At 62.0% G+C, this 13436-nt stretch carries 11 protein-coding genes; 5 read left to right on the top strand and 6 right to left on the bottom strand.

The features are described from left to right. Positions 1–109: 109 nt before the first annotated feature. Together BLU35_RS14105 and htpX are read right to left on the bottom strand one after the other, a co-directional pair. Entirely contained in the window at positions 110–1522 is a 1413-nt protein-coding gene (locus BLU35_RS14105) for an RsmB/NOP family class I SAM-dependent RNA methyltransferase (RefSeq protein ID WP_093233468.1), read from the bottom strand. After that, a complete protein-coding gene (gene htpX, locus BLU35_RS14110) occupies positions 1522–2481 on the bottom strand; it encodes a zinc metalloprotease HtpX (protein ID WP_093233469.1) in 960 nt (319 codons plus the stop codon). Before htpX ends, BLU35_RS14105 begins: the two co-directional genes overlap by 1 nt. A gap of 124 nt (positions 2482–2605) precedes the next feature. Here htpX and BLU35_RS14115 point away from each other — a divergent pair, with 124 nt between their 5' ends. Beyond that, positions 2606–2806: a DUF1674 domain-containing protein gene (locus tag BLU35_RS14115; protein ID WP_057252005.1), complete on the top strand. Its 201-nt coding sequence runs from the start codon at positions 2606–2608 to the stop codon at positions 2804–2806. Positions 2807–2984: 178 nt separating this feature from the next. Here BLU35_RS14115 and acs read toward each other — a convergent pair whose 3' ends face one another. Continuing rightward, positions 2985–4934 carry an acetate--CoA ligase gene (gene acs, locus BLU35_RS14120; protein ID WP_057252006.1) on the bottom strand — a complete coding sequence of 650 codons (1950 nt, stop codon included), beginning with the start codon at positions 4932–4934 and terminating at the stop codon, positions 2985–2987. A 227-nt stretch (positions 4935–5161) separates the two neighbouring features. Between acs and BLU35_RS14125 the strand changes: the two genes are divergently transcribed. Then, a complete protein-coding gene (locus BLU35_RS14125; RefSeq protein WP_093233470.1) occupies positions 5162–5863 on the top strand; it encodes a DUF1013 domain-containing protein in 702 nt (233 codons plus the stop codon). A gap of 72 nt (positions 5864–5935) precedes the next feature. Here the strand turns inward: BLU35_RS14125 and BLU35_RS14130 are convergent, their stop codons facing one another. After that, the gene (locus BLU35_RS14130) at positions 5936–6322 is read right to left on the bottom strand and encodes an ectoine synthase (protein ID WP_093233471.1); all 387 of its coding nucleotides are present in this window, start codon (positions 6320–6322) and stop codon (positions 5936–5938) included. Positions 6323–6460: 138 nt separating this feature from the next. On the opposite strand from BLU35_RS14130, the gene BLU35_RS14135 reads away from it, so the two are divergent. Continuing rightward, positions 6461–7330 (top strand): LysR substrate-binding domain-containing protein, encoded by an 870-nt coding sequence (locus BLU35_RS14135; protein WP_375374154.1) that lies wholly within the window; start codon positions 6461–6463, stop codon positions 7328–7330. A gap of 45 nt (positions 7331–7375) precedes the next feature. Here BLU35_RS14135 and BLU35_RS14140 read toward each other — a convergent pair whose 3' ends face one another. Further along, the gene (locus BLU35_RS14140; RefSeq protein ID WP_093233472.1) at positions 7376–9283 is read right to left on the bottom strand and encodes an AMP-binding protein; all 1908 of its coding nucleotides are present in this window, start codon (positions 9281–9283) and stop codon (positions 7376–7378) included. Positions 9284–9394: 111 nt separating this feature from the next. Further along, entirely contained in the window at positions 9395–10054 is a 660-nt protein-coding gene (locus BLU35_RS14145; protein ID WP_093233473.1) for a YggS family pyridoxal phosphate-dependent enzyme, read from the bottom strand. A 223-nt stretch (positions 10055–10277) separates the two neighbouring features. On the opposite strand from BLU35_RS14145, the gene leuS reads away from it, so the two are divergent. Further along, positions 10278–12905, top strand: a complete 2628-nt coding sequence (leuS, locus tag BLU35_RS14150) for a leucine--tRNA ligase (RefSeq protein ID WP_093233474.1) — start codon at positions 10278–10280, stop codon at positions 12903–12905. Further along, positions 12892–13425, top strand: a complete 534-nt coding sequence (gene lptE, locus BLU35_RS14155; protein ID WP_057252012.1) for an LPS assembly lipoprotein LptE — start codon at positions 12892–12894, stop codon at positions 13423–13425. The genes leuS and lptE overlap by 14 nt, the downstream gene beginning before the upstream one ends. Positions 13426–13436 lie beyond the last annotated feature (11 nt).

Genomic DNA, 13436 nt, shown 5'->3' on the forward strand with positions numbered 1-13436 from the left:
TTTATCAATATTGTCGTCTTTGATAGGCCTCTGGCGCGATAGCGTCAAATGACGCGGCAAAACAGGGCCTTGAGCCCCATTTTGACCGACTCAACTTCGGTTGGCGCTGCTATTTGCGGCGAATCACCGCCGCGTAGAAGCCGTCGAGACCACTGGCAAAGGGCGCGTCGAGCGGGAACATCGCCGGCGTGGTGCGCATTTCGCCGAGCGGCGTGATTGCGTCCTCCAGCCCCGGCCAGTCCGCAGCCGAAATCGCAACCCGTTCATAGGCAGCACCGGAACCGATCACTCGCTCAACAACCTCTTCGCCTTCGAGCGGGTCGAGAGAGCAATTGGAAAAGACGACGATGCCACCGGGCTTGACGACGGTGAGCGCATGGCGGAGCAGCCGCTCCTGCAAGGCGGCGAGCTTTGCGATATCCTCCGGCCCCTTGGTCCACAGCACGTCGGGGTGACGACGTGTCGTGCCGGTGGAAGAGCAGGGTGCATCGAGCAGGGCCGCATCGAACAGCATTTCCGGCTGGAAGTCGGCCATGTTGACTTCCTTCGTCTCCGCCTCCAGGCCAAGCCGCTTCAGATTGCCCTTCAGCCGACGCAAACGGCTGCCGGACTGATCAAGCGCCGTCACTTCGGCGCCGGCGAGGATGAGCTGTACGGTCTTGCCGCCCGGTGCGGCACAGAGATCGACGACCCGCTTGCCGCTGAGGTCGCCGAACAGCCGCGCCGGTATCGACGCTGCAGCATCCTGAACCCACCATGCGCCATCGTCGAATCCGGCTAAGGAAGGGATGGAGCCGGAAAATGCGCCGAGACGGACCGAACCGGTCGGCAAGACGATGCCACCAAGACGCTCGGCCCAAGCTGCGGGCTCAGACTTGACCGACAAATCGATTGCCGCCGGCGTCAGCTGCGCTTCCGCGATCTGTTGGGCTGGTCCAGCGCCATAGCGGGCGACCAGGCGCTCGAAGAACCAATCCGGCATCGCCGGGACATCACGCATGCCTTCGAGAATGGCATCCTTTTCACGTGACAGGCGCCGAAGAACCGCATTCACGAGATTGGCGAAACGCCGATTGCGCGGATCCGCCTGCGCCTGCTCGACGGCGAGGTCGACTGCGGAATGATCAGGCACATCGAGATAGAGGATCTGCGCTGCCGCCACGGCCAGCACGTGATCGAGCGCGCGCGCGCCCTCCGGCAAAGGCGTCTGCAACAGCGAATTGATGGCGGCCTGGATGCGCGGGAGATGGCGAAGCCCTGAGTTCAGGATCGCCCGAACCAGAGCACGGTCGGCCTCATTGAGTTCGCGATAGGCCGGATTGCCGTGCTCGCTGTCGAGCATGCCGTCGAGCGACGTCTTGCGGTCGATCACCGCGCCGAGAATCTTGGCGGCGGCCTGACGTGCTCTTAGCCCCGGTTTTTCCGGGCCGCGAGGCGCATCGGCGGGTTTTTTCGATTTCGCTGCGGCGCCGTTTCGGTGCGATCGTTTCGGGGGTGAATCGTTCTTGTTATCTGCGGACATCAGGACCAGGGACCTTTGGGTGGTTCGGAACCACCGCGACCCCAACCGGTAGAGGGTACAGAGCGCGATTTGCGCACCGGATTATCAGTCCGAACCGGCGGCGTCGAGACCGAAGACATTTCCTGGGCCATCTGCTGCAGGGCCGCAATCCGGTTTTCGGTGTTCGGATGGGTCGAGAACAGATTGTCCATCCGCTCGCCGGAGAGCGGGTTGATGATGAACATATGCGCCGTTGCCGGATTGCGTTCGGCGTCGTCATTGTGAATCTGCTGCGCGGCACCGGCAATCTTCTGCAGCGCCGAGGCCAGCGCCATGGGCTTGCCGCAGATCTCGGCGCCGCGCCGGTCGGCCGAGTATTCACGGGTACGGCTGATCGCCATCTGCACCAGCATCGCCGCCATCGGCGCCACGATCATGGCGACCAGCGTGCCGATGAAACCGAGCGGATTGTTGTTTTCACGGTTGCCGCCGAAGAAGAAGGCAAAGTTGCCGATCATCGAGATCGCGCCGGCAAGCGTCGCCGTCAGCGTCATCGTGAGGGTATCACGGTTCTGTACGTGCGCCAGTTCGTGCGCCATGACGCCCGCCACTTCATCATAGTTCAGCGCATGCAGCAGGCCGGTGGATGCGGCAACCGCGGCATTTTCCGGGTTGCGACCGGTGGCGAACGCATTCGGCTGCGGGCTGTCGATCACATAGACGCGCGGCATCGGCAGGCCGGCATTCCGGGCGAGGTCACGCACGATGCCGTAGTACTCCGGCGCACTGCGCTCATCGACTTCCTGGGCGCGATACATGCGCAGCACCATCTTGTCGGAGTTCCAGTACGAGAAGAAGTTCATGCCCGCGGCCATGACGAAGGCGATCATCATGCCGCCGCGTCCGCCGATGACGAAGCCCACCGCCATGAACAGGGCGGTCATGACTGCAAGCAGCATGGCGGTGCGGACAAGGTTCATCTAAGTCTCCGGATCGTCGATGTTTCACGTGAATCAGGGTTCCCGTTGTGTGAACGGCATCCTATATGATGGGTGCAAATGCCCCGTTCTTCAATATTGATGCTCGAATCCGGATACCGTTCAGATGCAGAACGACAATGACAACGCTCCCGATCGCCCGAAACGGCCACTGCCGCCCGCAGCCATGCGCGCGCTGAAGGAAGCCGAAGAGCGGCGTCAGGCGGAAGAGAAGAAGGAATTGCCACCAGAGATCGGCGGACGCGGCGGTGAAGATCCTGCCCGCTACGGCGACTGGGAGATCAAGGGTCGGGCGATCGACTTCTAAGCTTGAGGCGGCAAGCCGCCGACCCCTTAGCTGCGAACTGAATCCGGCTCACTAAGTTGCGGCGTGTCCAAACGGATGCGCATAGGGACGTCTTAGTTCACAGCGATCACAGCGAAGCTTATTTGTTTCAGTGGAAACGGCCACTGCGCACCCAAGAGATGCGCAGTGGCCGAAAAGGTCAGGCCTTGTTCTGACGGTTGGCAATCAGGTCGTCGACGACGGCCGGATCGGCGAGCGTCGAGGTATCGCCGAGCGCACCAAAATCGTCTTCGGCGATCTTGCGCAGGATGCGGCGCATGATCTTGCCCGAGCGGGTCTTCGGCAGGCCGGGCGCGAACTGGATCTTGTCCGGCGTGGCGATCGGTCCGATTTCCGAACGGACGTGCTTCACCAAGGCCGCGCGAAGATCGTCATTGCCGATCTCGCCCGCCATCAGCGAGACATAGCAATAGATGCCCTGGCCCTTGATCGGATGCGGATAGCCGACGACGGCGGCTTCCGAGACGAGGTGATGCGATACCAGCGCCGATTCGACTTCTGCCGTTCCGAGACGGTGGCCGGAAACATTGAGAACGTCGTCGACGCGACCGGTGATCCAGTAATAGCCGTCCTCATCGCGACGGCAGCCGTCACCGGTGAAATACTTGCCCTTGTAGGTGGCGAAGTAGGTCTGGCCGAAGCGCGCGTGGTCGCCGTAGATCGTGCGCATCTGGCCGGGCCAGCTGTCGGTGATGCAGAGGTTGCCGTCAGCAGCACCCTCAAGTACGTTTCCTTCATTGTCGACCAGCTGCGGCTGCACGCCGAAGAACGGCCGGGTGGCGGAACCGGGCTTCAGATCGGTTGCGCCCGGCAGCGGCGTGATCAGGATGCCACCGGTCTCCGTCTGCCACCAGGTATCGACGATCGGCGACTTCTGCTCGCCGACGACGTTGTAGTACCACTCCCAGGCTTCCGGGTTGATCGGCTCGCCGACCGAGCCGAGCAGGCGGAGCGACGAGCGCGACGAGCGCTTGACGAAGTCGTCACCGGCACCCATCAGCGACCGGATCGCCGTCGGCGCCGTGTAGAAGACGTTGACCTTGTGCTTTTCGACCACTTCCCAGAAGCGCCCGGCATCCGGGAAATTCGGGACACCTTCGAACATTACGGTCGTCGCCGCATTCGCCAGCGGGCCGTAGACGATATAGGAGTGGCCGGTGACCCAGCCGACGTCGGCCGTGCACCAGTAGACTTCGCCGTCGCGGTAGTCGAAGACATATTCATGCGTCATCGACGCATAGACGAGGTAACCGCCGGTCGTGTGCAGCACGCCCTTCGGCTTGCCGGTCGAACCCGAGGTATAGAGGATGAACAACGGATCTTCCGCCTTCATCTTCGCCGGCTCGCAATGCGGCTTCACCGTGGCGATTTCCTGGTGATACCAGAGGTCGCGGCCAGGCGCCCAGGCGGTCTTGCCGCCGGTGCGGCGGACCACGAGCACCTTGTTGACGATGACATGCTGCTTAGCCGCGATGTCGATCGCGGTGTCGGTGTTTTCCTTGAGCGGTACCGGCTTGCCGCCGCGCACGCCCTCATCGCAGGTAATGACGAAGGTGGATTCGCAGTCGACGATACGGCCGGCAAGCGCATCCGGCGAGAAACCGCCGAAGACGACCGAATGGATGGCACCGATGCGGGCGCAGGCAAGCATCGCATAGGCCGCTTCCGGGATCATCGGCATGTAGATGGTGACGCGGTCGCCCTTTTTGACGCCGTGCTTCTTCAGCACGTTGGCGAGGCGACAAACCTGCTCGTAGAGCTGGTTGTAGGTGATCTTCTTGTCGATATAGGGGTTGTCACCTTCCCAGATGATTGCCGTCTTCTCGCCATGCGTCTTCAGGTGGCGGTCGATACAGTTGTAGGAGACGTTGGTGAGGCCGTCTTCATACCACTTGATCGAAACCTTGCCCTTGAAGGAGGTGTTCTTGACCTTGGTATAGGGCTTGAACCAATCGATCCGTTTGCCGTGTTTGCCCCAGAACTTTGCCGGGTCCGAAACACTCTCCTCGTACCACTTCAGGTAAGTGGCGTTGTCGAGCAACGTCCGGCTCTTGGCAGACTTCAACACCGGATAGATTTTGGCGGACATATTTTCCTCCCTACGCATTCCTAGTGCGGCTCGCCACTCCCAGGGCCAGCCCGTTTCGCGGACATACATAGCAGGTCAAATGGCTGCCGCAATTAGACAAAAGGACATTTGGAACTGAAGAATTGCAATTTTGAGACAAGGACGGTATAGAGGCCCACATTTCCCGGAAATCAGTGGTAGACTCCACGGCCCGCGACACCGGCGCGGCGGACAAAAGGACTATATCCATGGCTCAGCAACTGCTTATGCCCAAGGCAACAGCCGTCTGGCTCGTTGACAATACCGCGCTGTCCTTCGACCAGATCGCGCAGTTTTGCAAGCTGCACCCGCTTGAAGTAAAGGCGATCGCCGACGGTGAATCCGCGCAGGGCATCAAGGGCCTCGACCCGATTGCCACGGGCCAGCTTTCGCGTGACGAGATCGCTCGCGCAGAAGGAAACCCCAACCACAAGCTGAAGCTTTCCGAGCCGAAGGTCCGCGTTCCTGACTCGAAGCGTAAAGGTCCGCGCTACACCCCGGTCTCCAAGCGCCAGGATCGCCCCAACGCCATTCTCTGGCTGGTTCGCAACCATCCCGAGTTGAAGGATGCACAGATTTCGCGCCTCGTCGGCACCACCAAGTCGACGATCGAGCAGATCCGCGAGCGCACCCACTGGAATTCCGCCAACCTGACGCCGATGGATCCGGTGACACTCGGCCTCTGCTCGCAGATCGACCTCGACCTCGAAGTCGAACGCGCCTCCAAGGGCCGTCCGCTGCCGACGGCTGCCGAACTCGGCCAGACGCTGGAATCGGCTCAGGAGACCGAAAAGCTGGGCTTCAACTACGAGCGCGAGGAAGAGAAGGAAATTGACGCCGATGCCGTCTTCGCCAAGCTCAAGTCGCTGAAGTCGGACCGCAAGGACGAGGACGAAGACGATCACTATTGATCGCCGTCCAGCTCAATGAAAAAAGCCCGGATCGTCGATCCGGGCTTTTTTGTTGGCCAGTGTTCAATACGTTCAATAGGCCGAACCGGATGGATCGTTGAGGTTGTGGCGCTCGGTCCCTTTAAGCGGCGGATTGAAGATGCTGACGAGGATCAGATCTTCGTCCTTGCCGCCGCGCAGATAGTGTTTGTCGTGCTGGTCCAGCACGTAGATATCGCCCTTGTTGATCGGGAAGATCTTGCCCTGCATGTCCTCGACCTCACCGTGGCCGGCGATGCAGTAGCAGGCCTCCAGATGGTTGCGGTATTCGAGCAGCGATACCGTGCCGGCGCGCACCACCGTGTGGCATACGGTGAAGCCCATGCCATCCCTTTCGGTAAGCAGCCGATGACTGGTGCCGCTGCCCCATTCGACGAAATGATCGGTTGCTTCGATCTGCTGCAGGCTGCGCACGAACATGGGTCTCTCCATCTGTAAGGATTTCTAATGTTTTCGGACGGGATTCTTCCGCCCTTTCCACGATGAGCTCAGTATCCGTTGACATAGGAAGCCAATCAAACGACGATTCCTCACGGAATTGATGAGGAAAATTTACAGATGATGCTGCCACCACTCGGCATGCTGCGCGCCTTCGAAGCCGCAGCGCGTTTGGCAAGTTTCTCCCGCGCCGGCGACGAACTGCATGTGACGCATGCGGCCGTCAGCCACCAGATCCGCTTGCTGGAAGAGTGGTTTGGCCGCCCGCTCTTCGTGCGGGAGAAACGTGGAGTGCGGCTAGCAGCGGAGGCTGAAAGCCTAGCAACGGCGCTGACATCGGCGTTCGAGCGCATCGCCGCGGAAACGGAGTTGCTGCGATTGAATGCCAAGGCGCAAGTGAGCGTCGCCTGTATTCCCTCGATCGCCACCCGCTGGCTGATACCGGCACTCGGTGAATTTCTCGGCCGTCATCCCGAGGTCGACGTCAAGGTCGTCTACGCCATGGCCGAACAGCAATTGCGCGAAACCGGCTGCGATATCCTCATCACTCTCGGCGCCGATACGAGCGAAGGGACGCGGTCAGACCGGCTGTTTTCGCGAATCAATCGGCCAGTTGCGAGCCCCCGTTACATCGAACGGAAAGGTGAGTTGAGGGCAGTGCAGGCGATCGCTTCCGCCGATCTGCTGCACGACGAGACAACCTCGCGGTGGCGCGATTGGTTCGCCAGGGCAGGGGTGACGACGGGACAAAGCCTGCGAGGTCCCATCTTCCAGGACTTCAACCTGCTCGCCACGGCCGTCATTGCCGGCCATGGCGTGGCCCTTTGTCCGGTCGAGGTCTTCCGGCGCGAAATCGAAAGCGGCGACCTCGTGATCCTCTCCGATATCGCCACTCTCGAAGACGAGAGCTACTTTCTCATTACCAAGACCGCGCGCTCAAAGGCAGTGTCAGTGTTCAGCGACTGGTTCGCGACCGTCGTCAGGTCTTGATGCAAGCGCCGTGGCGCTCACATCATAAGCCGGCTCAGGAAGTCGCTAGATGCCGATTCCCCGGCCATGCAGCGCCAACGTGATCTCGTCCAGGATAACCGGGTCGTCGATCGTCGCCGGCATTTTCCAGGGTTGGCGATCGGCAATTTTCTGGATCGTAGCCCGCAGGATCTTGCCCGACCGCGTCTTCGGCAGTCGCTTGACGCAAATCGCCATGCGGAAGGCCGCCACCGGCCCGATGCGCTCGCGCACGAGGCTGATCACTTCGCGTTCGATCTCCGACGTTTCACGGGAAACATTGGAATTGATGACGAGGAAGCCCGCTGGCACCTGACCCTTCAAATCATCGGCTATCCCGATGACGGCGCATTCGGCGACATCAGGATGGCTGGCGCAGACCTCCTCCATCGCCCCGGTCGAGAGCCGGTGACCGGCGACGTTGATGATGTCGTCGGTGCGCGCCATGATGAAGATATAGCCATCCTCGTCGAGATAGCCGGCATCGGCGGTCTTGTAGTAACCGGGGAATTCTTCGAGATAGGCCGCGCGGAAACGATGGTCGGCATTCCAAAGCGTCGGCAGGCAGCCGGGCGGCAGCGGCAGTTTTACGACGACATTGCCGAGCGTGCCCGGGCCGACCGAATGTCCGGCATCGTCGAGAATTTGGACATCATATCCCGGCAGTGGGACCGCCGGAGAACCGTACTTGACCGGCAGCAGGCCGAGACCCATGGGATTGCCGGCCACCGGCCACCCGGTCTCCGTCTGCCACCAGTGATCGATCACCGGAACCCCAAGCGCCTTCTCCGCCCAGCGGATCGTATCCGGATCCGCCCGCTCGCCGGCAAGGAACAGCGCGCGGAAGCGCGACAGGTCATAGCGGCCGACATAGGACGCGTCGGGATCGTCCTTGCGGATCGCGCGCAGAGCGGTCGGCGCCGTGAACATCACCACGACACCATGCTCGGCAATGATCCGCCAATAGGTTCCGGGGTCAGGCGTGCCGACCGGCTTGCCCTCGAAGAGGATCGAGGTGCTGCCGTTGAGGAGCGGGCCATAGACGATATAGGAGTGGCCGACGACCCAGCCAATGTCGGAGGCCGCCCAGAACACTTCGCCCGGCTGAACGCCGAAGAAATTTTCCATCGACCATTTGAGCGCAACCATGTGGCCGCCATTATCGCGCACCACGCCCTTGGGCTGGCCGGTCGTGCCCGACGTGTAGAGCACATAGAGCGGATCGGTGGAGGCCACGGGTGTGCATCCGACCTCTTCGCCCGCCTGTTTTGCCGCTACCAGCGCCGATGCGAAATCGATGTCGCGCCCCTCCATCATCTCCGCTTCCGCCATTTCCCGTTGGAAGACGAGGCAATGCGCCGGCTTGTGGGTCGCGATCTCCAGCGCTGCATCGAGCAGCGGCTTATAGGCGACCGTTCGGCCGGGTTCGATGCCGCAGCTTGCGGAAACCACGAGCTTCGCCTGGCAATCGTCGATGCGCACGGCCAGTTCGTTGGCGGCAAAACCGCCGAAGACCACCGAATGCACGGCGCCGATCCGGGCGGCAGCCAGCATGGCAACCGCCGCCTGCGGGATCATCGGCATGTAGATGATGATGCGATCACCCTTGCCGACACCGAGCTTCCGATAGACGGCAGCCAATGCTGCCACATCGGCAAGCAATGCCGCATAGGAGATGCGCTCGACACGCCCGGTGACCGGACTGTCATAGATGAAGGCGATCTGCTCGCCGCGCCCGGCTTCGACGTGGCGGTCGAGACAGTTGTAGCAGGTGTTCGTCGAGCCACCGGCATACCAGTGCCCGTAAGTACCGCCCGCGGCATCGAAAGCGCGTTGCGGACGCTCGAACCAATCGATGGCGTCGGCAGCACCGGACCAGAAGCCTTGCGGATCCGCCTTCCAGGCGGCGTACACTTCGGAATAGCGACTCGCCATTTCCGTTCCTCCCTATGCATTTGCCGGACATGTCCGGCCTCCTCGTGCACAAGGATAGGCTAATGGGTGGGCAGGGGAACCCCGACGAAAGCGTAATGCGGCGAAATGGCGTTATCGCGCGCCGAAAATGGCCGAACCGACGCGGACGCTGGTGGCGCCGAACTGCACGGCCGTCTCGAAATCGCCGGACATGCCCATCGACAGCTTCTCGAGCTTGCAGGCTGCGGCCAGCTTGGCGAGCAGGGCGAAATGCGGGCCGGGATTTTCCTCGACCGGCGGAATGCACATCAGCCCCTCGATCTGCAGACCCAGCTCCTGGCGGCAGAGATCGACAAAAGCGACCGTTTCCTCCGGTGGGATGCCGGCCTTCTGCGGCTCCAGCCCGGTGTTGACCTGAACGTAGAGCCTGAGGTTCCGGCCCTGCTTCTGCATCTCTGCGGCGAGCGCGCGGGCAATCTTCTCACGATCGACGGTCTCGATGACGTCGAACAGAGCAACCGCCTCGGGCGCCTTATTCGATTGCAACGGGCCGATCAGGTGGAGTTCGAGACCGGATGTCTCTGCCTTCAGTTCCGGCCACTTGCCTTGCGCTTCCTGCACGCGGTTTTCGCCGAAGACCCGCTGGCCTGCGGAAATCACCGGCCGGATTGCATCGGCGTCGAAGGTTTTGGACACGGCGACCAGCGTGGCGGCACCCTTGGCACGATGAGCAGACTTCTCTGCCGCCTGAATCCGGCTCACGACATCCCGCAATCGCTCTTGGACTTCCATGGACCTTTGCTCCGAAACGGATTTCTCAAACCACTCACCGAGCGGATTAGGCAAAGTTGATCGGCTTGCCAAGACCGCCACCCTCATGACGGGCGCAAATCCGCCAAAGTGTCGCGGCAAACCCTTCAAAAACTTGACCGTCAGGCGGTTTCGTGGTGAAGGTCACCCCAACTATCATGAGGCGCCTCTATGCGCCGCAGAACTTCCGGAACATCGAAAAGACATGTCTAGCGAACGATACAATCCGCGTGATGCCGAGCCCCGTTGGCAGCAGGAATGGGAAAAGAACGAGGTCTTCCAGACCGAGAACGACGATCCGCGCGAAAAGTACTACGTGCTAGAGATGTTCCCCTATCCGTCGGGCCGCATCCATATGGGCCACGTGCGCAACTACACCATGGGTGACGTGGTGGCGCGGTACAAGCGTGCCCGCGGCTTCAACGTGCTGCACCCGATGGGCTGGGACGCCTTCGGCATGCCGGCCGAGAACGCCGCCATGGAGCGTGGTGTGCATCCAGCGAGCTGGACCTACCAGAACATCGCTTCGATGAAGGCGCAGCTTAAGGTCATGGGCCTGTCGCTCGACTGGAACCGCGAATTCGCGACCTGTGACCCCGCCTACTACCAGCGCCAGCAGCATCTGTTCCTGGACTTCCTGGAAAAGGGCCTCGTTTACCGCAAGCAGTCCAAGGTCAACTGGGACCCGGTCGACAACACCGTGCTCGCCAACGAGCAGGTGATCGACGGCCGCGGCTGGCGCTCGGGCGCGCTGGTCGAACAGCGCGAACTGACGCAGTGGTTCTTCCGCATCACCGACTTCAGCCAGGAACTGCTCGACGCGCTGGACACGCTGGATCAGTGGCCCGAGAAGGTGCGCCTGATGCAGAAGAACTGGATCGGTCGCTCCGAAGGCCTGTCGCTGCGTTGGGAGCTGGTCGAAGGCACCCCCGGTGACGCGACCGAGCTGACCGTCTACACGACCCGTCCGGACACGCTCTTCGGCGCTTCCTTCCTGGCGATCGCTGCCGACCATCCGCTGGCTAGGCAGGCGGCGGCGACCAATCCGGAAGTCGATGCCTTCTGCGAGGAGTGCCGCCGCGCCGGCACCTCGCTCGCCGCGCTGGAAACGGCAGAAAAGAAGGGCATCGATACCGGCATTCGCGCCAAGCACCCGCTCGATCCGAGCTGGGAACTGCCTGTTTATGTCGCAAATTTCGTACTGATGGACTACGGCACGGGCGCCATCTTCGGCTGCCCCTCCGGTGACCAGCGCGACCTCGACTTCGCCCGCAAATACGACCTGCCGGTTGTTCCGGTCGTTATGCCGAAGGACGGCGATGCCGCAACCTTCGCCATCGGCGACGAGGCCTATATCGGCGACGGCGTGATGATCAACTCGCGCTTCCTCGACGGCCTGTCGACGGAAGAGGCATTTGAGACAGTCGCCTCGAAGCTCGAGCAGGAAACGCTCGACGGCACGCCGAGCGCCGAGCGCAAGGTGAACTTCCGCCTGCGCGACTGGGGCATTTCGCGTCAGCGCTATTGGGGCTGCCCGATCCCCGTCATCCATTGTGATGACTGCGGTGTCGTGCCGGTTCCGAAGGCCGACCTGCCGGTCATTCTGCCGCCGGACGTCACCTTCGACAAGCCGGGCAATCCGCTCGACCGTCACCCGACCTGGCGCCACGTTGCCTGCCCGCATTGCGGCAAGGATGCCCGGCGCGAGACGGACACGATGGACACCTTCGTCGATTCGTCCTGGTACTTCACCCGCTTCACCGCGCCGTGGGAAGACAATCCGACCGACCCCAAGGTCGCCAACCATTGGCTGCCGGTGGATCAATATATCGGCGGCATCGAGCACGCGATCCTGCACCTGCTCTACTCGCGCTTCTTCACCCGCGCGATGAAGGCGACCGGTCATGTCGCGCTCGACGAGCCGTTCAAGGGTCTCTTCACCCAGGGCATGGTCGTGCACGAAACCTATAGCCGTGGCGAGGGTGCCCAGCGCGAATGGGTGACCCCGGCCGAGATCCGCATCGAGGAAATCGACGGACGCCGCCGCGCCGTGCTGCTCGAGACCGGCGAGGAAATCGCCATCGGCTCGATCGAGAAGATGTCGAAGTCGAAGAAGAACGTCGTCGATCCCGACGACATCATCGCTTCCTATGGCGCCGATACCGCGCGCTTCTTCGTTCTCTCCGATTCGCCGCCGGATCGTGACGTCATCTGGTCCGAAGCCGGTGTCGAAGGATCACATCGCTTCGTCCAGCGCGTATGGCGCTTGATCAGCGAGGCGGCCGAAAAGCTGCGCGGGATCGAAGCCGTACCGGCGCTTGAAGGCGAGGCCCTTGCCGTTTCTCAGGCCGCGCACAAGACGCTGCGCGCGGTCGAGGCGGATTATGACAAGCTGGCCTTCAACAAGGCCGTGGCGCGGATCTATGAGCTCGTGAACACGCTTGCCGCACCGCTGACACAGGTTGCCGCCGGCAAGGCGGACGCAGCGCTCGCGAGCGCTGTAAAGGACGCCACGACGATCCTGGTCAGCCTGATTGCACCGATGACGCCGCACCTCGCCGAGGAATGCTGGCGCGAAATCGGCGGCGAGGGGCTGATCGCGGAGCGCGGCTGGCCGACGTTCAATCCTGCGCTGGTCGTCGAGAACGAAATCACCCTTCCCGTGCAGATCAACGGCAAGAAGCGCGCCGATTTGACAATCGCCCGCGATGCGGATCAGAGTGCGATCGAAAGCGCCGTCCTGGCGCTCGATGCCGTCAAGTCCGCGCTCAACGGCAGCAGCCCCAAGAAAATCATCGTCGTGCCCCAGAGGATCGTCAATGTCGTTGTCTGATAGAGCTGGCTCCCGTATCCGGTCGTTTCCGGTGCTGGCAGGTGTTCTTTTGCTGACCGCGCTCGCCGGCTGCCAGGTCAGGCCGCTCTACTCCGATCCTGTCGGTACGTCGACGGCGCTGGCGGCGATCGAGATCTCCGATGCCGACGAGCGCGTCGAACAGGAAGTCCGCAACGCGCTGATCTTCCTTGTGGCGGGCGGGCAGGGCGAACCGGTAAACCCGCAATATCACCTGTCGCTGGACGTCACGAGCCGCGCCATGGGCGTGCTCTATGATCAGAACAAGGACCGCGTGGATCGGGCAAGCGCCGGACGCATCGTCGTCAAGGCGGACTACAACCTGACGAAGATCGGAACGGGCGAGACGATCAAGTCTGGCAACCGCACGGCGGTCGCGCTTGTCGACTTCTCCGTCCAGGAATTTGCCAAGGTGCGCGCCGTGCGCGATGGCGAAAACCGCGCCGCAAAGGAATTGGCCGAGCTGATCCGGGCTGATGTTGCCGCGGCCCTCAGTCGCTAGTCCGGTGTCGG

Source organism: Sinorhizobium sp. NFACC03, from assembly GCF_900103435.1.
Taxonomy (GTDB): domain Bacteria; phylum Pseudomonadota; class Alphaproteobacteria; order Rhizobiales; family Rhizobiaceae; genus Ensifer.